Origin of the sequence: Campylobacter jejuni, assembly GCF_001457695.1 — a bacterium.
In the GTDB taxonomy this organism is placed as follows: Bacteria; Campylobacterota; Campylobacteria; order Campylobacterales; family Campylobacteraceae; genus Campylobacter_D; species Campylobacter_D jejuni.
Genome location: NZ_LN831025.1, coordinates 1,070,038 through 1,092,910, shown reverse-complemented (window position 1 = coordinate 1,092,910; position 22,873 = coordinate 1,070,038). Strand labels below are relative to the sequence as shown.

The 22,873-nt window shown below is 31.2% G+C and carries 21 protein-coding genes and 1 pseudogene; 17 read left to right on the top strand and 5 right to left on the bottom strand.

Annotation, left to right across the window (positions count from 1 at the left end; genetic code table 11):
• Nucleotides 1–8: 8 nt before the first annotated feature.
• The 9 genes from thiS (at nucleotide 9) to AT682_RS09890 (ending at nucleotide 6,100) form a co-directional block, all read left to right on the top strand.
• Nucleotides 9–200, top strand: coding sequence for a sulfur carrier protein ThiS (gene thiS, locus AT682_RS05595; RefSeq protein ID WP_002853007.1), 192 nt, complete (start codon nucleotides 9–11; stop codon nucleotides 198–200).
• Nucleotides 197–1,000, top strand: a complete 804-nt coding sequence (thiF, locus tag AT682_RS05590) for a thiamine biosynthesis protein ThiF (protein WP_016818201.1) — start codon at nucleotides 197–199, stop codon at nucleotides 998–1,000. Before thiS ends, thiF begins: the two co-directional genes overlap by 4 nt.
• 2 nt (nucleotides 1,001–1,002) lie before the next feature.
• On the top strand, nucleotides 1,003–1,803 hold the full coding sequence (thiG, locus tag AT682_RS05585; protein WP_002882631.1) for a thiazole synthase: 801 nt from the start codon (nucleotides 1,003–1,005) through the stop codon (nucleotides 1,801–1,803).
• A gap of 2 nt (nucleotides 1,804–1,805) precedes the next feature.
• Complete coding sequence (gene dcm / locus AT682_RS05580; protein ID WP_002882633.1) at nucleotides 1,806–2,768, top strand: DNA (cytosine-5-)-methyltransferase; 963 nt, start codon at nucleotides 1,806–1,808, stop codon at nucleotides 2,766–2,768.
• A complete protein-coding gene (locus AT682_RS05575) occupies nucleotides 2,761–3,528 on the top strand; it encodes a PDDEXK family nuclease (RefSeq protein WP_002882634.1) in 768 nt (255 codons plus the stop codon). Before dcm ends, AT682_RS05575 begins: the two co-directional genes overlap by 8 nt.
• Nucleotides 3,529–3,530: 2 nt before the next feature.
• Complete coding sequence (thiH, locus tag AT682_RS05570) at nucleotides 3,531–4,676, top strand: 2-iminoacetate synthase ThiH (RefSeq protein ID WP_002882635.1); 1,146 nt, start codon at nucleotides 3,531–3,533, stop codon at nucleotides 4,674–4,676.
• Nucleotides 4,666–5,277, top strand: coding sequence for a thiamine phosphate synthase (locus AT682_RS05565; RefSeq protein ID WP_002882636.1), 612 nt, complete (start codon nucleotides 4,666–4,668; stop codon nucleotides 5,275–5,277). Before thiH ends, AT682_RS05565 begins: the two co-directional genes overlap by 11 nt.
• A gap of 40 nt (nucleotides 5,278–5,317) precedes the next feature.
• Complete coding sequence (locus tag AT682_RS09895) at nucleotides 5,318–5,650, top strand: MFS transporter (RefSeq protein WP_236017590.1); 333 nt, start codon at nucleotides 5,318–5,320, stop codon at nucleotides 5,648–5,650.
• A 162-nt stretch (nucleotides 5,651–5,812) separates the two neighbouring features.
• Nucleotides 5,813–6,100, top strand: a complete 288-nt coding sequence (locus AT682_RS09890) for an MFS transporter (RefSeq protein ID WP_116487163.1) — start codon at nucleotides 5,813–5,815, stop codon at nucleotides 6,098–6,100.
• 304 nt (nucleotides 6,101–6,404) lie between these two features.
• Here the strand turns inward: AT682_RS09890 and murG are convergent.
• Together murG and ftsW are read right to left on the bottom strand one after the other, a co-directional pair.
• Nucleotides 6,405–7,434 (bottom strand): annotated as a pseudogene (gene murG / locus AT682_RS05555) (undecaprenyldiphospho-muramoylpentapeptide beta-N-acetylglucosaminyltransferase).
• On the bottom strand, nucleotides 7,431–8,594 hold the full coding sequence (gene ftsW / locus AT682_RS05550; protein WP_002860171.1) for a putative lipid II flippase FtsW: 1,164 nt from the start codon (nucleotides 8,592–8,594) through the stop codon (nucleotides 7,431–7,433). The pseudogene murG and the gene ftsW overlap by 4 nt, the downstream one beginning before the upstream one ends.
• Before the next feature lie 139 nt (nucleotides 8,595–8,733).
• On the opposite strand from ftsW, the gene pycA reads away from it, so the two are divergent.
• Genes pycA through AT682_RS05530 form a run of 4 tightly spaced genes read left to right on the top strand, consistent with a single transcriptional unit; the run spans nucleotide 8,734 to nucleotide 11,960 of the window.
• Complete coding sequence (pycA, locus tag AT682_RS05545; protein ID WP_002880746.1) at nucleotides 8,734–10,179, top strand: acetyl-CoA carboxylase subunit A; 1,446 nt, start codon at nucleotides 8,734–8,736, stop codon at nucleotides 10,177–10,179.
• Nucleotides 10,180–10,182: 3 nt separating this feature from the next.
• Entirely contained in the window at nucleotides 10,183–10,434 is a 252-nt protein-coding gene (locus tag AT682_RS05540) for a hypothetical protein (RefSeq protein ID WP_002861766.1), read from the top strand.
• Complete coding sequence (ate, locus tag AT682_RS05535) at nucleotides 10,434–11,153, top strand: arginyltransferase (protein ID WP_002882638.1); 720 nt, start codon at nucleotides 10,434–10,436, stop codon at nucleotides 11,151–11,153. The genes AT682_RS05540 and ate overlap by 1 nt, the downstream gene beginning before the upstream one ends.
• Nucleotides 11,154–11,960: an adenylosuccinate lyase gene (locus tag AT682_RS05530; RefSeq protein ID WP_002882639.1), complete on the top strand. Its 807-nt coding sequence runs from the start codon at nucleotides 11,154–11,156 to the stop codon at nucleotides 11,958–11,960.
• Nucleotides 11,961–11,983: 23 nt separating this feature from the next.
• Here AT682_RS05530 and cmeF read toward each other — a convergent pair whose 3' ends face one another.
• From cmeF to cmeD, 3 genes are read right to left on the bottom strand one after another with little or no spacing between them, the layout of a single operon-like run.
• A complete protein-coding gene (gene cmeF, locus AT682_RS05525) occupies nucleotides 11,984–15,001 on the bottom strand; it encodes a multidrug efflux RND transporter permease subunit CmeF (RefSeq protein ID WP_002882640.1) in 3,018 nt (1,005 codons plus the stop codon).
• 2 nt (nucleotides 15,002–15,003) lie between these two features.
• A complete protein-coding gene (cmeE, locus tag AT682_RS05520) occupies nucleotides 15,004–15,744 on the bottom strand; it encodes a multidrug efflux RND transporter periplasmic adaptor subunit CmeE (protein WP_002783305.1) in 741 nt (246 codons plus the stop codon).
• Complete coding sequence (gene cmeD / locus AT682_RS05515; RefSeq protein ID WP_002882641.1) at nucleotides 15,741–17,015, bottom strand: multidrug efflux RND transporter outer membrane subunit CmeD; 1,275 nt, start codon at nucleotides 17,013–17,015, stop codon at nucleotides 15,741–15,743. The genes cmeE and cmeD overlap by 4 nt, the downstream gene beginning before the upstream one ends.
• Before the next feature lie 125 nt (nucleotides 17,016–17,140).
• Between cmeD and lepA the strand changes: the two genes are divergently transcribed.
• From lepA to gyrA, 4 genes are all read left to right on the top strand, one after another.
• A complete protein-coding gene (lepA, locus tag AT682_RS05510) occupies nucleotides 17,141–18,937 on the top strand; it encodes a translation elongation factor 4 (protein ID WP_002882642.1) in 1,797 nt (598 codons plus the stop codon).
• A 76-nt stretch (nucleotides 18,938–19,013) separates the two neighbouring features.
• Nucleotides 19,014–19,658, top strand: a complete 645-nt coding sequence (mapA, locus tag AT682_RS05505) for an outer membrane lipoprotein MapA (protein WP_002882643.1) — start codon at nucleotides 19,014–19,016, stop codon at nucleotides 19,656–19,658.
• Nucleotides 19,655–20,230 (top strand): ComF family protein, encoded by a 576-nt coding sequence (locus AT682_RS05500; RefSeq protein WP_002882644.1) that lies wholly within the window; start codon nucleotides 19,655–19,657, stop codon nucleotides 20,228–20,230. The genes mapA and AT682_RS05500 overlap by 4 nt, the downstream gene beginning before the upstream one ends.
• Before the next feature lie 40 nt (nucleotides 20,231–20,270).
• A complete protein-coding gene (gene gyrA, locus AT682_RS05495; protein WP_002882645.1) occupies nucleotides 20,271–22,859 on the top strand; it encodes a DNA topoisomerase (ATP-hydrolyzing) subunit A in 2,589 nt (862 codons plus the stop codon).
• The last annotated feature ends 14 nt before the right edge of the window (nucleotides 22,860–22,873 follow it).

Genomic DNA, 22,873 nt, shown 5'->3' with positions numbered 1-22,873 from the left:
GGTTTAAAATGATTATCAATGGACAAAAGCTTGAGTTAAAAGAGCTTAAATTTATGGATTTTATCAAAGAAAAAGGCTTGAAAATAGAACTTATCGCCTTAGAATTAAATGGAGAAATCATACCAAAAAGTGAGTTTGAAAATTTGATTTTAAAAGAAAACGATAAAGCTGAAATTGTAAGCTTTGTAGGGGGTGGATGATGAGAGTGAAATTTAATGGCAAAGAACTTGATACAGACTTTAAAACAAGTTTGGAATTTTTTGAAAATATCAGCAAAAATGAAAATGATGTGTGGATTATCAATGGTTTTGCAACAAAAGAGAATATCGCTTTAAACGAAGATGATGAGCTTTTTTGCATAGAAAAAAATACTTTACCTCCAAAAGATGCACTAGATGCTATGATGAGAGCAAGACACACTCCAAAACTTCATGATAAACTTAAAAATGGGCGCGTGGCAGTTTGTGGTTTAGGTGGGCTTGGATCGCATATAGCGATAAATTTGGCAAGAAGTGGAGTGGGGTATTTAAAGCTGATTGATTTTGATGTGATTGAGCCTAGTAATTTGAATCGTCAAGCTTATCGTGTAAGTGATTTGGGTAAATTTAAAACCGAAGCTTTAAAAGAGCAAATTAGCGAGATTAACCCTTATATCAGCGTTGAAATTTGTACTTTAAAAATCGATGAGGATAATTTAAAGTCTTTGTTTAAAGATATGGATATAGTTTGTGAAGCCTTTGATGGTGCTATCGCAAAAGCGATGATAGCACAAAATTTTCATAGATTTTACAAAGATAGCATTTTAATCTGTGCTTCAGGACTTGCGGGCTATGGTGATAGTAATAGTATACAAACAAGAAAAATTGCTAAAAATTTCTATGTGTGTGGGGATTTGGTAAATGGTGCTAAGCTAGGAAATGGACTTATGGCACCAAGGGTAAATATTTGTGCAGGACATCAAAGCAACCTTATTTTAGAGCTTTTAGCAAATAAGGAGTAAAAATGCAAGAAAATTTAAAAAACGATAAATTAAAAATAGGTAAATACGATAAATTAAAAATAGGCAAATACGAGTTTGATTCAAGATTTATTTTAGGTTCTGGAAAATATTCACTAGAGCTTATAAAATCAGCCATAGAAGAAGCAAAGGCAGAGATCATCACTTTAGCCTTACGCCGTGCAAATACAGGGGAAATTGCTAATATACTTGATTATATCCCTAAAAATATCACACTTTTACCCAACACTTCAGGCGCAAGAAACGCCGATGAAGCCTTACGCATTGCAAGGCTTTCAAGAGAGCTTGGTTGTGGAGAACTTATCAAGATAGAAGTGATAAGCGATAGTAGGTATTTATTGCCTGATAATTATGAAACGATTAAAGCTTGTGAGCTTTTAGCTAAAGAGGGTTTTACACCCCTACCTTACATGCATGCTGATCTTTACGCAGCTAGAGCTATGCGTGATGCAGGAGCTGCAGCTATCATGCCTTTGGCAGCGCCTATTGGGAGCAATAAAGGCTTATGTGCTAAGGAATTTATACAAATTTTGCTTAATGAAATTGATTTGCCTATCATTGTAGATGCGGGTATTGGAAGTCCTGCACAAGCTTGTGAAGCTATGCAAATGGGAGTAAGTGCGGTGATGATAAATACAGCCATAGCTGAAGCAAAAGATATAGCCTTGATGGCTAGAGCTTTTTCTTTGGCGGTAAATGCAGGAAGAGTGGCTTTTTTAGCAGGTTTAGCAAGTGTGAGTGAAGCTAAAGCAAGTTCTCCATTAACAGGCTTTTTAAGGGATTAAGGGTGAAATTTATAGATTTTTGTAGCGGTATTGGCGGTGGGCGACTTGGCTTGGAAAAAGCGGGATTTACTTGTATAGCTTTTAGTGAGATTGACAAGGCTGCTATAAAAACTTATAAAAGATTGTTTGATACTAAAAATGAGCTTGAATTAGGTGATTTAACTAAAATTAATCCTGAAATTTTACCTGATTTTGATTTATTAATTAGTGGTTTTCCTTGTCAAAGTTTTAGTATCGTTGGTAAAAGAGAAGGTTTGGATAATAAAGAAAAAGGACAGGTTATTTTTTATTTAGCAGATATTTTAAAGATAAAACAACCTAATTTTTTTATACTTGAAAATGTAAAAGGTTTATTAAATCACGATAAAGGGCAAACATTTCAAAAAATTTTAGAACTTTTAAAGTCTTTAGATTATGAAGTAAGCACAAAGCTCTTAAATAGTCTTGATTTTTCTTTGGCTCAAAGCAGAGAAAGGGTTTATTTTATAGGAATAAAAAAATCTTTAAATAAGATTTTTAAATTTGATTTTAAAGAGAAAAAAAAGCCTAATATAAAAGATTTTTTAAATCCTAATGATGAAAATATTTTAAATAGAAATAAATATGAAACTTTTTTAAGATATTTACAAAATAAATACAATAAAAATCGTTTTTGTTTAGAAGAATTATTAGAAAATGATTTCTTGATACTAGATACTAGGCAAAGTGATTTAAGATGTTATCAAGATAAAATTCCAACACTTAGAAGAGATAGGCAAGGAATTTTATATGTTTATAATAAAAATTTCTATATCTTAAGCAAAATTGAAGCATTAAAACTTCAAGGTTTTGGAAAAATAAATAATTTAGAAGATAAAATAAAAAATATAAAACAAAGCGATATATTAAGACAATGTGGCAATGCAATGAGCGTAAATGTGATAGAAAGTATTGCTAAAAGTTTAAAGGAGCAAATTGATGAATAAGGTAGAGCTTGGCTCAAATACAGCTAAAAATGGTTTTAAAAATGAAAATTTCGTAGTTAATACTTTTAATAATTGGCAAAATGATACTTTGGCACAATCTTGGCTAAAAGCTATGAATTACAATATAAACGATATCCAAAATGTTAAAGCACAAAAAATTAAAGGGAGCTTTAAAGCTGATGTTCAAGTTGTTATTTTAGTTCAAATTAAATTACAGAATTTGCAAGATGTGCAAAATATACAAGTAAAATTAGTATCAAATCCACAAGGCTTTAATCAAGTTGATAAGAGATGGCTAAAAAATTATAATGAATTGTGGAATTTTCCTAGTGAGCTTTTGGAGATTTTACAATATTTTACGGGTGAAAAAAGTCCAAAAATAAAAAATCCTAAAGATAAAAGAAGAATGTTTTTAACTGAATTCACAAAAGAAGAGCAAGAGCAGGTTATAAACTTCTTTATTAAAAATCAAGCCTTAATTGTTAATGATATTTTAAAAGGTAGAGGACAATTTGCTAGCGAATGGTTTTTAGTGATTTTAAAGATTGAAAAACAAGATTTAAAATGGCTTTTAAAACCTATTAATGAAGTGATAAATTTTTATAGCGGGGAAGTACTTATTACGGATAGGGGAAGTTTAAAAATCGGTAAGATTACTATGCAAAGAAAAGGTGGAGATAACGGAAGAATAAGTGCAAATATGTTGCAATTTAAAATTAATCCTTGTGAATTATTTACTGAAATTATTAAAAGGGATTGATCATGCAAGATTATATGCAGTATTTACCTCACATGCAGGAAATAAAAAGCGAAATTTTAAACAAGGTTTTAACTCAAGTTCAAAGCTATGATGAGAGTCAATTTAGCGCCAAAGATGTTAAAAATGCTTTAAATCAAACGCATTTAAGTATAGAACATTTAAAAGCTTTGCTTTCAAGCACAGCAGAAGATTTCATAGAAGAATTAGCCTTTAAATCCGCTAAAGTCAAGCAAAAATATTTTGGAAATTCTATCTCTCTTTTTACCCCGCTTTATTTGTCAAATTATTGCAATTCTAAATGTGTTTATTGTGGTTTTCAAAAAGGCAATAAAATCGCAAGAGCCAAGCTAAGTGAAGCTGAAATTCACGAAGAAATGCAAGCCATTGCTAAAAGTGGTTTAGAAGAAATTTTAATGCTAACAGGTGAGGGTAGGGAGTTTGCAAGTGTAGAATATATAGCAAATGCTTGTAAAATAGCTAGAGAGTATTTTAAGGTTGTAGGCGTTGAAATTTATCCTATGAATGAAGATGAATATAAAATTTTGCATGAAAAGGGTTGTGATTATGTGACTGTTTTTCAAGAAACTTACAATGCTTTAAAATATTCTAAAATTCATTTAGCGGGTGAAAAACGCATTTTCCCTTATCGCTTTAACGCTCAAGAAAGGGCTTTAAAAGCGGGTATGCGTGGAGTGGCTTTTGGGGCACTTTTAGGCATAGATGATTTTAGAAAAGACGCGCTTGCTACGGCACTTCATGCGCATTTTTTACAACAAGCTTATCCGCATGCTGAAATTTCTATTTCGGTGCCTCGTTTAAGACCTATTATCAATAATGCCAAAATCCATCCTAAAGATGTGAGTGAAAAACGCCTTTTGCAAGTGCTTTGTGCTTATAGACTTTTTTTACCTTTTGCGGGTATTATCATTTCAAGTCGTGAAAGAATAGGTTTTAGAGATGAGGTTATCAAGCTTGGCGCTACTAAAATGAGTGCAGGAGTGAGTGTGGGTATAGGTGAGCATAAGGGCGAGAAAAAGGGCGATGAGCAGTTTGAAATTTCAGATGATAGGAGTGTAGATGAAATTTTAGCCATGCTTAAAAGATCAAATTTACAAGCTGTGATGAGCGATAGCATTTATGTGGGATAAAAAAATCATCGCTATAAGCGATAGAAAATGTGTAGAAATAGACTTTTTAAAGCAGATTGAAAAACTTGCTAAGGCTAAGGTAGATGCTATAGTTTTAAGAGAAAAAGATTTAAGCGAGTTTGAGTATTATGATTTAGCAAAAGAAGTTTTAAGCATTTGCACAAAGCAAAAAGTGACTTGTTTTTTGCATTTTTTTGATAGGGAGTGTTTAAAATTAGGACATCGTTATTTTCACGCACCGCTTTCTTTATTAAGAAAAGAGCCTAAATTAGTAAAATATTTTCATATACTTGGCACTTCAGTCCATAGCAAAGAAGAGCTTTTAGAGGCGATGAGTTATAAGGTAAATTATGCTTTTGTAGGGCATATTTTTGAAAGTTCTTGTAAGGTGGGTTTAGAACCTAAAGGGCTTGATTTTTTAAAATCCTTGCTTAAATTTAGTCAAATTCCACTTTATGCTATAGGCGGTATCAATGCTCAAAATATAGAAAATTTTAAAGATATAAATATAGCAGGCGTTTGTATGCGTGAAATTTTAATGAAAGAAAAAGATTTAAAAACATATATCCAAGTTTGCAAAGAAAGATTATATCATGAGTAGTGTTCAAAAAAAGATTTTTTTGGCTTAATTTTTTATCGTTGTGATTGTAGCTTTTAATCTGCGTGCTCCTATTACGGCTATAGGACCTATGATAGATGTGATTAAAGATGTGTATGGGTTAAATTCTACTTTCGCAGGAGTGCTTACAAGCTTGCCTTTAATAGCCTTTGGAAGTATTTCTTTTATAGTGGGATATTTTTCACCCATTAGAGCGATTATCGTGGGGATTTTTTTGATCTTTATTGGCGAAATTTTGCGTTCTTATACAGGGATGTATGGTTTATTTTTGGGTATGTTAGGCATAGGTTGTGGTATAGCAATCGCTAATGTTTTATTGCCTAGTTTTATTAAAGAGAAATTTTCTAAAAAATAGCAAGTATGATGGGGGTTTATAGTCTTATTTTAAGCATTTCTTCTATAGCAGGGGTGGCTTTAGCTATACCTTTGCTTAGTGTGTTTGATTTAGCGGGTGCTATGTTTTTTTGGGCGATTTTTTCTTTTGTAGCTTTAGTAGTTTACTATCCTCAAGCCAAAAATGGTAGATTTTTTCGTGCTAAGAAAAAAAGCTCTAAAAAAAATCAATCTTTTTACAAATGCAATTACTTGGAAGATTACCCTTTTTATGGGATTTCAAAGTTTTTTAGCTTATTCTTTGTTTTTTTGGTATGTTCAAATCGTTGTAGAAAAAGGTTTTGATAAAGAATTTGCTACAAATATGGTTCTTTTTGCTCAACTTGTTGCAGCCCCAGTGTCCCTTTTTGGCCCATTGCTTTTAGGAAAATTAAGGCAAAATTTACATACTCCTTATAGCAAGTTTGTGTAGTATATATGTGATCGCTTTTGTTATGCTTTTTGTTTTTGATAGTAAAACTTCTATTATCATTAGTGCTTTTATCATGGGCTTTCCATGGGGTGGGGTTTTTGGTATTGCATTGCTTTTTATCGCACAAAAAAGTTCAAATACCCAAGTAGCAGCAAAGATTTCTGCTTTAGCTCAAGGTTTTGGATATTTAATCGCAGCACAAGGGCAGTGGATTATAGGCTTTTTACATGATAAATTTGAGAATTTTTCACTTGCTATTTTGATGTTGATTTTTGTGGGGATTTTGGTAAATATCTTTGGATATTTATCGTATAAAAGCCAAGTTATCAGATAAGTGCTTTTTCTAGTAAAATATCTCCACCGTTTTTTTGTGCTATATTTTGTAATCTTGTGGAAATATCTTCTAAGTTAAGTTTTAACATTGCTTTGAAAAAATCATCAAGATTGATCGAATCTTGCGTGAAAATTTGACATAAAGCTTGATCTTGTAAAAATTTAGCATTAAAGTATTGATGATTTTTAGCTGCATAGGGATAAGGTATGAAAATAGCAGGCAAGGTGTTAGCACAAAGTTCAAAAAGGGTGCTTGCACCTGCTCTTGATATAGCTAGATCTGCATTTTTCATTTTTTCTTCCAAATTTGAACTAAAGTCAAAAACATCAGCTTGGATGTTTAAGCTTTGGTAGTGTTTTTTGCATTTTTCAAAATCATTTTTTCCGCATTGATGGATGATTTTGATATTTTGTTCTTGAAGCTTTGGGGCGAGATTTAAAGCTAGTTCGTTTATAAAGCTAGCTCCTTGTGATCCTCCTAGGAAAATAATGTTTTTTAATTCTTTGCGAATCCTAGCATTATCAAAAAATTTATTTGCCACAGGATAAGGGCTGCATTCTTTTTCAAAGGCACTAAAAAATTTTGTAGCGAAAGGTTTTAAAAGCATATTTAAAGAGCCGCTTTTTGAATTTTGCTCATGTATAAAAAGAGGCAAATGTGAGAATAAAGCCGCAAAAGATGCAGGAGCTGCACTATATCCACCTACACTAAAAACGGCTTGGATGTGGTATTTTTTAAAAATTTCTCTACAATCTTTGGAGAGTTTTAAGGTGTGGAGTAAAGAACTGATTTTGCCAAATTTGCTTTGATTAACCACTCCTTTAGAGCTTAAAAAAAATTTTTCCTTAAAGCGTACTTCATTTTCGAACCAAGCTTTATCTTGACCATTTTGACTGCCTATGTATATACATTCTATATTTTTTTTAATCGCACTTTCTAATAAGCAACGCACTATGGCTAAATGCCCTCCAGTTCCGCCACCTGTTAAAGCTATTGTCATAATTTAACCTTTTTTGAAATCATTAATACATATCCTATGCCTATGCAAATTGCCCACATTGAACTTCCTCCATAGCTTAAAAGTGGAACCGCTACACCTTTTAGTGGAGTAAGAGAAATAATACCAAAAGCATTCATAAAGAAAGAAAAAAGTAAAAGTAAGGCTATGCCTGAACAAAAAATAAAATCTTGTTTAGCTTCACATCTTCCTGCAATTCTAAAAATTCTTAAAATCATCCAAAGATAAATATAGCAAATAACCCCAAGACCTAAAAGTCCTATTTCTTCAGTAATTCCTGAAAGAACAAAGTCAGTATGCACTTCACTTAAAAAGCCTAATTTAAAAGTTCCAAGTCCTAGGCCTTCGCCAAACATTCCTCCATGGGCTATAGCATTTAAAGAGTGTGAAATTTGATAAGGCTCGCTGTTGCTACTTACTCTTAAAGCATTTGCCAGCCAATCAGGAAGCATAGGTAAAAAAGCATCTTGTATATTCCCCCACCAAGAAGCGATTCTTTGAATTCTTCTTTGGTTGCTAAAAATTACCATTATACCTATCATCATAATGATTAAAGTTCCAAAAGCAAAAAGCCTTTTACTAGCTCCTGCAAAAAAAGCTAAAGCTAGAATCAAAAAGAAAGAAATTACGCTTTGTCCTAAATCGTTTTGAGTGATATAAATATATCCTATAACTATAGAAGCTAAGATACAATAAGGCAGAAGAATTAAAGCCTCGTGTCTGATGGCTTTTTTGCTATCATCAATACGCCTTGTATAGCTCCATGCTAAAAAATAAATCAATCCTATTTTGAAAAATTCTACAGGAGAGATAGAGAGTGGACCTAAGCGTATCCAGCGTTTAGCTCCTCCGCTAGCTGTTGCTAGTGCAGAAGGTAAAAATGGTAAAATGATGATAAAGATAAAAGAAACAATCAAAATAGCTAAAATAATTTTTTTAGAAAGTGCTTTATCAGGATCCAATCGAGAAATAAAAAACATTATAAGTATTCCACTAATTCCAAAAAAAAGCTGACGAATAAAAAAATGAAACTCGCTATAGTCAAGAAAAAGAACAGTAAAAGCTGTAAGAGAGTATGAAAATACTATTCCTATGGTGATTAAAATACAACTTAAATAAAATAATCTTTTATCAGCAACCATTATAATTATAACTTTTCTTTATTGGAATTAAAATTTTAAAAAGTTTTATTATAACTAAAATAAATTAAATTTTTTGCTAAGTTTTTGTAAGGAAAATTTGCTAAAATTAACAATAAAAATATAACAAAAAAGGCAAATTATGAATCAAATCCATAAAATTCTCATAGCAAATAGAGCTGAAATAGCTGTTAGAGTAATCCGTGCTTGTAGAGATTTGCATATTAAAAGTGTTGCAGTTTTTACAGAGCCTGATCGTGAATGTTTGCATGTAAAAATCGCAGATGAGGCATATCGTATAGGAACGGATGCTATAAGAGGATATTTAGATGTTGCTCGTATTGTCGAGATTGCTAAGGCTTGTGGTGCTGATGCGATCCATCCTGGTTATGGATTTTTAAGCGAGAATTACGAATTTGCTAAGGCTTGTGAAGATGCTGGAATTATTTTTATAGGTCCAAAATCTGAAGTAATCCATAAGATGGGAAATAAAAATATCGCTCGTAAGTTAATGGCTAAAAATGGCATACCTATTGTTCCAGGGACTGAAAAATTAAATTCCTATAGCATGGAAGAAGTTAAAATTTTTGCTGAGAAGATTGGTTATCCTGTTATTTTAAAAGCTTCAGGTGGTGGAGGCGGACGCGGAATTCGCGTTGTTCATAAAGAACAAGATCTTGAAAATGCTTTTGAATCTTGCAAAAGAGAAGCTTTAACATACTTTAATAATGATGAAGTATTTATGGAAAAATATGTAGTTAATCCTAGACATATAGAATTTCAAATTTTAGGAGATAACTATGGAAATATTATACATCTTTGTGAAAGGGATTGTTCTATCCAAAGAAGACATCAAAAGGTAATTGAGATAGCACCTTGCCCTGGAATTTCAGATAATCTTAGAAAAACCATGGGTGTTACAGCTGTGGCAGCTGCTAAGGCTGTAGGTTATACAAATGCTGGAACTATAGAGTTTTTGCTTGATGATTACAATCGCTTTTATTTTATGGAAATGAATACAAGAATTCAAGTTGAGCATCCAATTACTGAAGAAATTACAGGTATTGATCTTATTGTAAGACAAATTCGTATTGCAGCAGGAGAAATTTTGGACTTAGAACAAAGCGATATTAAACCTAGGGGTTTTGCTATTGAAGCTAGAATTACTGCTGAAAATGTATGGAAAAATTTTATTCCAAGTCCTGGAAAAATAGGAGAATACTACCCAGCTCTTGGACCATCTGTTAGGGTTGATAGTCATATTTATAAAGACTATACTGTACCGCCTTATTATGATTCCATGCTTGCAAAGCTTATTATTAAAGCAACAAGTTATGATTTAGCGGTTAATAAACTTGAGCGTGCTTTGAAGGAATTTGTGATTGATGATATTAGAACAACAATACCATTTTTAATCGCTATTACAAAAACAAGAGAATTTAGAAGAGGGTATTTAGACACCTCTTTCATAGAAACACATATGCAAGAATTATTAGAAAAAACAGAAGATCGTCATCAAGAAAATAAAGAAGAAGTTATAGCTGCAATAGCTGCTACGCTTAAAAAAATACGAGAAAGTAGAGAATAATAGATGGATTTTTTAGACAGTCTTAAAAGTATTAAAAAAGAAATGCAAGCTAACACCAATACCCCAAAATTAGCAAAGAAATCAAGCAAGAGTGGGGCAAGCGTAAAAAATTTAGAAAAACTAGCTAAAGATATTCGCGAAAAAAATCAAGAAACAAACATAGATAAGGAAATGCAAGAAATTTTCTTAAAGCAAGAAAAACTACAGGATGAATTTTCCGAATTTATCAAAAATGCAGATATTAAGAAAATTTAATGCTTGAGATTGGTTTTTGTACTCTTGAAGATCAGTGTCCTTACTTAAAAGATAAACGCTCAAGAATAGAGTATAAATACATTGAAAATTGCCCTAAAGAAATCAATAATGAGCTAATAAAACGAGGTTGGCGTCGTTTTGGTAGGTATTTTTCACGCCCTATTTGTAAAGATTGTGATGAATGTTTAAGTTTTAGAATTTTAGTTAATGAATATAATTTTTCAAGAAGTGAAAGAAGGGTTATAAATAAAAATATTAATACCAAAGTTATACTTAGAACACCCAATTTAAGCAATGAACATTTGTTTTTATATGATAAATACCATCGTTTTATGGAAGAAAAAAAGAACTGGAAGCGTTATGATTTAAGCTTTAAACAGTATTATAATCTTTATGTTGATGGTTTTATGAATTTTGGATATGAGCTTGCATTTTATATAGAAGATAAGCTCGTTTGTATTGATTTGATTGATATTTTAGAGGATGGAATTTCAAGCATTTATTGTTTTTATGATCCTGATTTTTCGTATTTTTCTTTGGGTAAATTTTCTTTGCTCAATGAAATACAAATAGCTAAAAAAATGAACTTAGATTATATTTATCTTGGGTATTTTGTAAAAAAGTGTCAATCTTTATCTTATAAAGCCGATTATACACCCAATGAAATTTTAAAAGGCACTAAAGAGCTTTTTGAAAATGAGGTTTTATGGGAGAAATAGATGCAAATCGTGCAAACTTTAGAAACTATCAATGTTAATACAGATGATATTAGCGTATTTCAGTATTTTAAAGACTTGATTACCAAAAATTTCACAAAGGTCATAGGACGAAAAAATAAAATTTTTTCTTTTTTTGAAGAAAATGAAATTCCACAGCGTCGTTATTTCTTAAAAGTTTTAGATCAAAAATATCGCAAAAGTACAAATGAAGGTATAGAGAATTTACAAGATGCTCATTTTAAAACTTTTAGATTAAATTTTGAGCAAAATAATATGCTTAAGCCTATGTTGTTTATCAAGATTGATTTTGCTGCGGGTAGAATTTTGATGAAGTTAAGCTCTAATGAAAAATTATTTGTTACCTATATAAGAAATTATTTTCAAGATTATAATATAGAATACAATGAAATGACAAATATTCTAATTTTAGAATATAAAAACGAGAATACCCTTGAACTTTTTGAAGCTTTTGCAGATGAGAGCGAGCATTTAAAATATTGCGTGAATTTTGAAGTTGACCGCGAAGAGTATAAAAAATTTCGCCAAAATATTCACAATAAAGAAAATATGAAATGGAAATTTAATGCTTTAGCTAAGCTTTTTAGTAATTATTTTAATACTTTAGAATGTACTCCGCAAAATGATCTTAGTGAAATCAGACAAAAATATTTGATTTTGGTAAAACTTTATCATCCTGATTTTCATCAAGGAAAAAGTGCAATAGAAAAAGCTTACGCAAGAGAACAGTTTGAAAAAATACAAATCGCCTATGATAACTTAAAAGCACTTTATAAGAATAATACTTAAAAAAAATAAATTAATCATTTTGGTTAATTTAATTTTTCTCTCTCATAAATTTTTCTTAATTTGCTATCTAGTTTAAAACAAAATTTAAAAAGTGCAGGTACTACGAGTAAGGTAAGCAAAGTCGAACTTATAAGTCCAAAGATAATGGCTATTGCCATAGGAGAATTAGCTTCATAGCCCGCACCCCTTGAAAGAGCGAGTGGGAGCATGGCAAAAATCATAGCAAAAGTTGTCATCAATATAGCCCTTAAGCGTGATTTTCCAGCGATTAAAAGAGCTTTATCAGGATCTAAACCTTCATGGCATTTTTTATTGGCCACATCCACAAGTAAAATAGCATTTTTCCCCACCATACCAAAAAGCAAGATGATGGCAATAAGTACAAAAAGCGAAAAATTATGCCCTGTGATAAAAAGCCCTATAGAAGCTCCGCCAAAGGCTAAAGGCATGGTTATCATGATGATTAAAGGCAGAATAAAACTTTCATAAAGTGCGGCTAAAACAAGATAAATTAAAACAAAAGCAAGTACTACTGCCATAGCAAAACCTTGCACGGTTTCACCTAAAAGATTGATAAAGCCTGAAAAAGCATAGCTAAGACTTGCATTATTATTTAAAATTTTATCCATATTATCTAGTAAAAGTTTTTGCACCGCTCCTAAGGAAAGATCATTTACTCCAGCTGTGATTTTCACAGAGCGGTTTTTATTGTAACGATTGATAGTTTTTAAATCCTTACTGTATATAAAATCCACCACGCTTGAAAGTTCTAAATTTACACCTTGGTTGTTTTTAATACTAATGCGTTTTAAAGCTTCTATGTCTTTTTTAAATTCTGGAGCAAAACTTAGGATAATATCATCTTTTGAATTGCCTCTATCCATACTTCCTACGCTAAGTTGCGAGAAGGAATACCCTAAAACCCCAGCGATATATTCAGGATTGACATCTAAAAGTTTAGCTTTTTCTTTGTTGATGTGTAAGGCTACTTCATCTTTTGTAGTATTAGCATTATCGCTTATATCTACAATGCGTGCATTAGTATCTAAAATTTCTTTTGCCCGAGAAGCTGCTTCTTTTAGAGTGTTTAAATCATCTCCTAAGATTAAAAACTGCACGGGATCATCAATGCCTGCACCTTCTATCTTTGGAAGTTCTAAAATTTTGATTTTTAAACTCTCATCTTGAAATTTTTGACGATATAAACTTACTATAGTGCTTTGTCTTAAATTTCTTTCGTCTAAATTTTTAAGTTTAACATAAATTTTAGCCTTTGTAGCATCTTTGGCATCATCATAGCCTACAAGTAAAAAAGCGTATTTGACATTGCTATCATTTTTGATTTTTTCAAGCAAATTTAAACTTTTTTCTTTCATGGCTTCTAAGCTTAAATCCTTTTTGCTTTCAAGCAAAACTTGAATTTCGCTATCATCTTCCATAGGTAAAAAATCAAGCCCTATACGAGTAGCTAAAGCAAAAGAAAGCCCTACAAAAACAAGAGTGGCTAGGATAAATTTTGCTTTATTTTGTAAAATTTTATAGAGTAAATTTTCATACTTTTGCTCTATTTTTTCAAAAAAAGCTTCTGTTTTTTCATAAAACTTGCTTTCTTTTGGATTTAAAAATCTTGCCCCAATACTAGGTATTAAAAATACAGAAACCAAAAAGCTTATAACTATCCCACTTGCAACGCTTATGCCTAAGGCATTGAAAAAAAGCCCTGGTATAGAGTTCATATAAGAAATAGGGATAAAAACACAAAGTAAAACTATACTGATGCTTAAAACGCTAAAACCTATTTCATTGATACCTAAAAAAGCAGCTTGTAAAGGCGGATAGGTTTTTAGTTTTTTAGCAATATTTTCAATCACTACTATAGCATCATCGATAAAAATTCCTATGCTTAAGGTTAAAGCTATAAAAGTTAAGCGGTTTAAATCATAGCCTAAAAGATCGATAATAAAAAAAGTTGAAATGATAGAAGTAGGTATAGCTATGCAAGCAATGAGAGTTGCACTTAAATTTCTTAAAAATAAAAACACGATAACAAGGGTTAGAAAAATCCCCAAAACCATATCAAAAATCACTTGAGAAAGGTGCTTGTGGATATTTAAGCTTTTATCATAAAGCATATTAATGCTTATATCTTTTGGAATTTGTTTTTCTAAAATAGGCAAGGCATTTTTGACATTTTTAATCATTTCAAGGGTGTTATAATTTGTGATTTTTCCGAGTTCTAAAAGCACCCCTTCTTTACCTTCGTATAAAGCACTTTGTTTTTCATCTTCATAAAGGCTTGAAATATTAGCAATATCGCTTAAAAATACTCCTGTTTTTATGCGAAGATTGCTAAGTTCTTCTAAATTTGTGGCTTCAAAATAGCCTTTGATGATATAGTTATCTTGATTGTTATTAAGTTCGCCTAGGGCTTGTTTAAAATTTTGACTTTTGATGATATTCGCTACATCAAGGGCGTTAAGATTGTATTTTCTAAGTTCATTTGGTTTTAATTCTATGCGAATTTGAGGTTCCAAAAAACCCTTAGCTTCGATTTTACCTACCCCTTCAACTCTTTGCAAAAAAGGTTTTATTTTATCATTGATTTCACGCATGAGTTGTAATTTATCTTTAGAATATAAAAAAAGCGAAATAGCAGAACCAGAATCTGAACCGATTTTTTCAATTTCAGGCTTAGAAGGTAGGCTTAAAGTTCCTATTTTATCACGCACATCATTAGCAGCTACTTCAAGATTTTTACCCAGTTTAAACTCCACTACACTCACACTAAAATTATCATACGCAGCTGAGGTTATGGTTTTTACTCCATCAATTTCACTTAAAGCATTTTCTATCTCTTTGGTGACTTTTGATTCTACGAAATTTAAATCTCCATTTACCTTGCTTGTAATCTTTATAAGAGGTATGGAAACATTAGGAAATAAATTCACACTCATGCTAAAAGCAGAGATTAGCCCAAAAATCATGAAAGCTAAGAAAAACATCAGCACGGTAATAGGTCGGTTTATAGCTAGTTTAAACATTTTTAATCTTTAGTGATAATTCTACCTTCACCAAAAAGCCCTGGTGTTAAATTTGTGGTTTGCACTTCAGCATAAATTTTTCTTGTTTTTACCTCTATACTTGGATAAATAAGACTGATTTGTCCTTTAAATTCTGTGCCATTTTGATCGATTTTATAAAAGAAATCATCACCTAATTTAACTTTATCTTTGTATTTTTCATCAAAACTTAAAATCAGTTTGCTTTGCGGATAGGAAAAAATTTCTATTAAAGGTTGAGCTACTCCTCCTACTCCTTCGCCCACTTGTATAAATTTGTTTGCGATAATAGCATCATAAGGTGCACGCAATTCTTTTTTTGCCATGATATTTTTATAATAAGCTATATTGATTTTTGCTTTGATTAAATTTAAATTAGCTGCATCAAATTTAGCTTTCATATCTTCATAGCTTTGTTTGTCTATAACATTTTCTACAGCTTTGATTTTTTGCATTCTGCTTTTGGTATTTTCGTATTCTACAAGGGCAAGTTGATAAGAATTTTGAGCATTTTGAAGAGCTATTTTTTCACTTTCTTGATCAAGAGCAAGTAAAAGTTCTCCTTTGCTGACTTTTTGTCCAATTTCTACAGGAATTTTTTGAACTAAACCTATGCTTTCAAGGGCAAGCTTGCTTTGTTTTGATGCTTCTACATTGAAACTCGCGTAAATTTCTTCGCCAAAGGCGTAATTAAAAGCAAGAAGTAAAAATATAATTTTTTTCATTCTTTAACCTTTGAATTAAGATCTATACCCGCATTAAAATAATAATTTGCTTTAGTAATTTCAAATTCATTTTTAGCAAGCTCTAAATCGCTTTGTGCTTTAAATTTAGCCTCTAAAGCTTGAAGATATTCCACATAAGAAACAAGTCCTGCTTGGTATTTTTTATCTACACTTTCAAAAGCCAAATTTGCAGCATTTAAGCTAAGATTAAGAGCTAAAATTTGTTCTTGTAAAACTTTTAAACTTTTGTCTAAATAATTTAATTCTTCTTTATTTTTTCTCTCACTAAATCTTGCGTTTGCATTGGCTATTTGAACGTTTAAACGCTCTTTTTCAACTTCTTTAGCCCTTGCATTGAAATCAAAAATTTTCCATTCCATACCTAAAATAAACTGATTACCTTGAGAATATTTTTCTAAGAATTGATCTGCTAAGTTTACAAAAGGAGCTGGAACTTTTGGATTATAATTGTTTTTATAAAAGTTAAAATTATCTTGAATATAAAATTTTGGAAAATATTCAGCTTTTGCTAAATTTACACTTTCTTTAGCAAGATTGATTTGTTCTTTAGCTATCATTACTTCATAGTTTTGACTTTTTTCTTGTTGCGGATTTTCTAAAAAAGCATTCCCTTGCACTTTAAAATCTGTATCACTTAAAATTTTAATCTCTTTTTGTATATTGGCAAGTTTTAATTCATTTTGACTGAGTTCTAATAAGCTTAAATGGTATTTAGCTTTAATGCTTTCAAGTTCATCTTTAGGGCTAAGTCCTGCGTCGTAAAATTTTTGCAATCTTTCAAAAGTTGATTTTAAAAAAGCTACTTTTTGTTGATTTGCTAGTAAAATTTTTTTAAGACTTAGGGTGTTAAAATAAAGTGTGATTGCATTTAAGGCAAGGTAATTTTTGCTTTGTTCTTTGTCTAAAAGGCTTAATTTTTTTTTGCTTTCTAAAGCTCTTAAATTAGCCTCTCTAGCACCCCCATCAAAAAGTAAAAAATTAAGAGAAACTTTAGCAAATAAACTTTCTTGTGGATCGATAATGAAGCGATCTTTATTGTTGGCTACATAAGCTGAGTTTAGACTAAGAGAGGGTAGGTAATTTCTAAAAGCTTGTTCTTTGTCTAAATTTGCTTGTTCGCTTTGCATTTGCTTAATGAGATAGGATTCATTATTTTGACTTAGTGCTATAAATTCGTGCAAATTAGAAGCTAACATTGCTAAGGGATAAAGAGCTAAAAATATAGCTGATTTTAAATATTTTTCAAGCATTTGATATTTTAATATGCTTTATATAAATTTCAATTGAAGTTTTTTATATAAAATAAAATTTATTTGTTTTAAACATAAATTTTGTTAAAATCCTAGCTTTAAAATTTTATATTTAGGATGAAATTTTGTCGGTAAAAAATATTAGAAATTTTTCTATTATAGCTCATATAGATCATGGAAAATCTACTCTTGCAGATAGGATTATTAGTGAGTGTGGTGCTATTAGCGATAGGCAGATGAGTTCGCAAGTTATGGATACTATGGATATAGAAAAAGAGCGTGGTATCACCATAAAAGCACAATCAGTGCGTTTAAATTATAAATTTAATAATGAAAATTTTGTTTTAAATCTTATTGATACTCCTGGTCATGTAGATTTTTCTTATGAAGTGAGTCGTTCTTTGGCAAGTTGTGAAGGGGCTTTGCTTGTAGTAGATGCTTCTCAAGGTGTTGAAGCACAGACTATAGCTAATGTTTATATAGCACTTGAAAATAATCTTGAAATCATTCCTGTAATTAATAAAATCGATTTACCTAATGCTGATGTTGAAAAAGTAAAGCATGAAATCGAGTATATTATAGGTATAGATTGCAAAGATGCCATTTGCGTGAGTGCAAAAACAGGAGTGGGTATAAAAGAGCTTATAGAAACAATTATCACTAAAATCCCTGCACCAAAAACAGATGATGAAGCTCCTACTAAGGCTTTAATTTATGATTCTTGGTTTGATAATTATTTGGGTGCTTTGGCTTTGGTTAGGATTTATGAAGGAAGTATAGCTAAAAACGATGAAGTTTTAGTTATGAGTACAGATAAAAAACATATAGTTCAAGATCTTTTTTATCCCCACCCTTTAAGTCCAATTAAAACTCAATCTTTACAATCAGGTGAAGTAGGCGTGGTGGTTTTAGGGCTTAAAACCGTAGGTGATGTACAAGTAGGCGATACTATTACTTTAGTAAAAAATAAAGCTAAAGAAGCTATAGGGGGTTTTGAAAAGGCTAAAGCTTTTGTGTTCGCAGGACTTTATCCCATAGAAACGGATAAATTTGAAGATTTAAGAGATGCTTTGGATAAGCTAAAGCTTAACGATAGTTCTATTACTTATGAGCCTGAAACTTCTTTGGCTTTAGGCTTTGGCTTTAGGGTAGGGTTTTTAGGACTTTTACATATGGAAGTGATTAAAGAAAGGCTTGAGAGAGAATTTAATCTTGATTTGATTGCTACAGCTCCAACTGTGACTTATGAAATTTATCAAACCGATGGAGAGCTTGTTAAAATTCAAAATCCTAGCGAGCTTCCTCCTGTTAATAAAATCGATCATATAAAAGAGCCTTATGTTAAAGCCACTATCATTACTCCAAGTGAATTTTTAGGGAATTTAATCACTCTTTTAAATCGCAAAAGAGGAGTACAGGTTAAAATGGACTATATCACACCTGAGCGCGTTTTGCTAGAATATGATGTGCCTTTAAATGAGATTGTGATGGATTTTTATGATAAATTAAAGTCCTTAACAAAAGGCTATGCGAGTTTTGATTATGAGCCTATAGAATTTAGAGTAGGGGATTTGGTAAAACTTGATATTAAAGTGGCGGGTGAAAATGTTGATGCCTTAAGCATTATCGTGCCTAATGAAAAAGCACAAAGTAAAGGAAGAGAGCTTGTTAGTGCTATGAAAGAAATAGTTCCTAGACAGCTTTTTGAAGTGGCCATTCAAGCAAGTATTGGAAATAAAATCATCGCAAGGGAAACCGTTAAATCCATGGGTAAAAATGTGACAGCAAAATGTTATGGTGGGGATATTACTAGAAAAAGAAAGCTTTTAGAAAAGCAAAAAGAAGGTAAAAAAAGAATGAAAGCTATAGGTAAGGTAAATTTACCTCAAGAGGCTTTTTTGAGTGTTTTAAAGATAGATTGATGATAAATTTAAAACTTGGCTTGAAATTTGCTTGTATTTTTAATACAATTTTAAAATAATTTTCTAAGGAGAAAAAATGTTTAAAAAATTTTTGATTTTTATAGTGCCTATTTTATTTTTGAGTGCTTGTGCAACTAAACAAGATACTTTTGCTCAAGTTAATCAAATTTCTAAAAATTCTCAATGCAGTTCTTGTGAAAGTCCTGATGGCTTTGAAGCAAAGATTAAAGGGCTTTTATACATTAGCGATGTTGGAATTCAATGTTGTGCCAATAAACGCACTTTAGACACTGGTATTGCTTTAAAAAAGGTTTATTTGCATAGATTTTATGATTTAAAAGAAGGGCAAAAAGTTTTAAATGCTAAAGGGAAAAAGTTATTTGTTGATGTGAATTTTAATGCGGTATTTTATACTTATTTAAAGCAAGAACTTGAAGCTAGAGGAATAGTTGTGCTTGACAATAACGATCAAAATTCACCTTATGTGAGTAAGATTGATTTAGAATTTATATCTTATGGAGCAACTCAAGATGCTACAGGATTACATTCAAAACTAGTAGGAGTTTTACAAGTTAGCGATATAAACAAAAATAAGAAATTTACAATCCGCACCAAGCAAGATGTACAAGGTTTTGATGATCTAAAAGAAACAACTTTTTATACTCATTTGTTAATAAAACAAATGGCAAATAAAGCAGCTAGTTTAATCTCTGAACTTTGAGGTGTATAAATTGCGGAGCTTTTGCTCTGCTCTGCTTTTGTGATTTATGTGAGCTAGAGCTTTCTGAATTTTCCTTAAATGTAAGAAAGCTTGATAATAATTTCAAAGTTTATTCTTTTTATAAATACCATGAAATACAACACTTGCTTCACTCTAAACATTATTTTTATGGTTATTTTGTTTATAAAATGCTTGCTAAATTAAGTTTTGCAAAATTTAAAGATTTTTTTGATCCTAGAATGACAATTAATGTTATAGCTTTAGATGATAAGGTTGAAGATATGCTTTATTCACATTCTGCTATTTTAGCTAGATATCTTAAAACAAAATTTGTAAAACCTGTTTTTAATGTTTTAAAAGCACAAAATTCTGTGAAATATTCTGGAAAAAGTTTAGAATTTCGTCAAAAACATAAAAGAAATTACAAACTCTTAAAAACCATTCACGAACCTGTAATTTTAGTAGATGATATTGTAACAACTGGTTCTAGCCTTTTGGAAGCTAAAAAAGTTTTAGAAGAAAATAAAATTTCTGTACTTTTTGCTCTTGTTTTAGCTGATGCAAAAGTTTAATATGCTATAATCAAAACTTTGAACTAATAGAAGGATTTTTATGGAGAATATTTTTAGCAAAGATTCTGATATTGAACTTGTAGATATAGAAAATTCTATAAAAAGTAGTTATTTAGACTATTCTATGAGTGTTATTATAGGTCGTGCTTTGCCTGACGCAAGAGATGGTTTAAAGCCTGTTCATAGAAGAATTTTATATGCTATGCAAAATGATGAGGCAAAAAGTAGAACAGATTTTGTCAAATCAGCCCGTATAGTGGGTGCTGTTATAGGTCGTTATCACCCACATGGAGATACAGCAGTTTATGATGCTTTGGTTAGAATGGCTCAAGATTTTTCTATGAGATATCCAAGTATTACAGGACAAGGCAACTTTGGATCTATAGATGGTGATAGTGCCGCTGCGATGCGTTATACTGAAGCAAAAATGAGTAAACTTTCTCATGAGCTTTTAAAAGATATAGATAAAGATACGGTCGATTTTGTTCCAAATTATGATGGTTCAGAAAGCGAACCTGATGTTTTACCTTCTAGGGTTCCAAATTTATTATTAAATGGTTCAAGTGGTATAGCTGTAGGTATGGCGACAAACATCCCACCTCATAGTTTAAATGAGTTGATAGATGGACTTTTATATTTGCTTGATAATAAAGATGCAAGCCTAGAAGAGATTATGCAGTTTATCAAAGGTCCAGATTTTCCAACAGGTGGAATAATTTATGGTAAAAAAGGTATTATAGAAGCTTATCGCACAGGACGTGGTCGCGTGAAAGTGCGAGCTAAAACTCATATTGAAAAAAAGACAAATAAAGATGTTATTGTTATCGATGAGCTTCCTTATCAAACCAATAAAGCTAGGCTTATAGAGCAGATTGCAGAGCTTGTTAAAGAAAGGCAAATTGAAGGAATATCTGAAGTAAGAGATGAGAGTAATAAAGAAGGAATCCGCGTTGTTATAGAGCTTAAACGTGAGGCTATGAGTGAAATTGTTTTAAATAATCTATTTAAATCTACCACTATGGAAAGTACTTTTGGTGTGATTATGTTGGCAATTCATAATAAAGAACCTAAAATTTTCTCTTTGTTGGAACTTTTAAATCTTTTCTTAACTCATAGAAAAACAGTTATTATTAGAAGAACGATTTTTGAACTTCAAAAGGCAAGAGCAAGAGCTCATATTTTAGAAGGTCTTAAAATTGCACTTGATAATATAGATGAAGTGATTGCTTTAATTAAAAATAGTTCTGATAATAATACCGCAAGAGATTCTTTAGTAGCTAAATTTGGTCTTAGTGAGCTTCAAGCCAATGCTATTTTGGATATGAAACTTGGTCGTTTAACAGGACTTGAAAGAGAAAAAATCGAAAATGAACTTGCAGAATTAATGAAAGAAATTGCAAGACTTGAAGAAATTTTAAAAAGTGAAACCTTGCTTGAAAATTTAATTCGCGATGAATTAAAAGAAATTAGAAGTAAATTTGATGTGCCACGTATTACTCAAATTGAAGATGATTACGATGATATTGATATTGAAGATTTGATTCCTAATGAAAATATGGTTGTAACTATCACACATCGTGGTTATATTAAGCGTGTGCCTAGTAAACAATATGAAAAACAAAAACGAGGTGGAAAAGGAAAATTAGCCGTTACGACTTATGATGATGATTTTATAGAAAGTTTCTTTACGGCAAATACACATGATACGCTTATGTTTGTAACAGATCGTGGACAGCTTTATTGGCTTAAAGTTTATAAAATTCCTGAAGGCTCAAGAACGGCTAAAGGAAAAGCAGTGGTAAATCTTATCAATTTACAAGCTGAAGAAAAAATCATGGCTATTATTCCAACCACGGATTTTGATGAGAGCAAATCTTTATGTTTCTTTACTAAAAATGGTATTGTAAAGCGTACAAATTTGAGTGAATATCAAAATATCAGAAGTGTAGGAGTTAGAGCGATCAACTTGGATGAAAATGATGAGTTGGTAACTGCTATTATTGTTCAAAGAGATGAAAATGAAATTTTTGCCAGTGGTGGTGAAGAAAATTTAGAAAATCGAGAAATTGAAAATTTAGATGATGAAAATTTTGAAAATGAAGAAAGTGTAAACACACAAGGTAAAATGCTCTTTGCAGTAACCAAAAAAGGTATGTGTATCAAATTCCCACTTGCTAAAGTGCGTGAAATCGGCCGTGTAAGTCGTGGGGTGACCGCTATTAAGTTTAAAGAGAAAAATGACGAATTAGTAGGTGCAGTTGTTATAGAAAATGATGAGCAAGAAATTTTAAGCATAAGTGCAAAAGGTATAGGAAAACGCACCAATGCTGGAGAATATAGATTGCAAAGTAGAGGTGGCAAGGGTGTAATTTGCATGAAACTTACAGAAAAAACCAAAGATCTTATTAGCGTAGTTATAGTAGATGAAACTATGGATTTGATGGCTCTTACAAGTTCAGGCAAGATGATACGTGTTGATATGCAAAGTATTAGAAAAGCAGGGCGTAATACAAGTGGCGTCATCGTTGTTAATGTGGAAAATGACGAGGTGGTTAGCATCGCTAAGTGTCCTAAAGAGGAAAATGATGAGGATGAGTTAAGCGATGAAAACTTTGGTTTAGATTTGTAATAAGTTTAAAGTTG

What these genes read in the sequence shown, in the direction of transcription:
- AT682_RS05575 (WP_002882634.1), top strand. Translation starts at nt 2,761, where the DNA reads ATGAATAAGGTAGAGCTTGGCTCAAATACAGCTAAAAATGGTTTTAAA.
- pycA (WP_002880746.1), top strand. Translation starts at nt 8,734, where the DNA reads ATGAATCAAATCCATAAAATTCTCATAGCAAATAGAGCTGAAATAGCT.
- thiF (WP_016818201.1), top strand. Translation starts at nt 197, where the DNA reads ATGATGAGAGTGAAATTTAATGGCAAAGAACTTGATACAGACTTTAAA.
- AT682_RS05565 (WP_002882636.1), top strand. Translation starts at nt 4,666, where the DNA reads ATGTGGGATAAAAAAATCATCGCTATAAGCGATAGAAAATGTGTAGAA.
- AT682_RS05540 (WP_002861766.1), top strand. Translation starts at nt 10,183, where the DNA reads ATGGATTTTTTAGACAGTCTTAAAAGTATTAAAAAAGAAATGCAAGCT.
- cmeE (WP_002783305.1), bottom strand. Translation starts at nt 15,744, where the DNA reads ATGAAAAAAATTATATTTTTACTTCTTGCTTTTAATTACGCCTTTGGC.
- AT682_RS09890 (WP_116487163.1), top strand. Translation starts at nt 5,813, where the DNA reads ATGGTAGATTTTTTCGTGCTAAGAAAAAAAGCTCTAAAAAAAATCAAT.
- ftsW (WP_002860171.1), bottom strand. Translation starts at nt 8,594, where the DNA reads ATGGTTGCTGATAAAAGATTATTTTATTTAAGTTGTATTTTAATCACC.
- thiS (WP_002853007.1), top strand. Translation starts at nt 9, where the DNA reads ATGATTATCAATGGACAAAAGCTTGAGTTAAAAGAGCTTAAATTTATG.
- cmeD (WP_002882641.1), bottom strand. Translation starts at nt 17,015, where the DNA reads ATGCTTGAAAAATATTTAAAATCAGCTATATTTTTAGCTCTTTATCCC.
- mapA (WP_002882643.1), top strand. Translation starts at nt 19,014, where the DNA reads ATGTTTAAAAAATTTTTGATTTTTATAGTGCCTATTTTATTTTTGAGT.
- thiH (WP_002882635.1), top strand. Translation starts at nt 3,531, where the DNA reads ATGCAAGATTATATGCAGTATTTACCTCACATGCAGGAAATAAAAAGC.
- thiG (WP_002882631.1), top strand. Translation starts at nt 1,003, where the DNA reads ATGCAAGAAAATTTAAAAAACGATAAATTAAAAATAGGTAAATACGAT.
- gyrA (WP_002882645.1), top strand. Translation starts at nt 20,271, where the DNA reads ATGGAGAATATTTTTAGCAAAGATTCTGATATTGAACTTGTAGATATA.
- cmeF (WP_002882640.1), bottom strand. Translation starts at nt 15,001, where the DNA reads ATGTTTAAACTAGCTATAAACCGACCTATTACCGTGCTGATGTTTTTC.
- AT682_RS05530 (WP_002882639.1), top strand. Translation starts at nt 11,154, where the DNA reads ATGCAAATCGTGCAAACTTTAGAAACTATCAATGTTAATACAGATGAT.
- ate (WP_002882638.1), top strand. Translation starts at nt 10,434, where the DNA reads ATGCTTGAGATTGGTTTTTGTACTCTTGAAGATCAGTGTCCTTACTTA.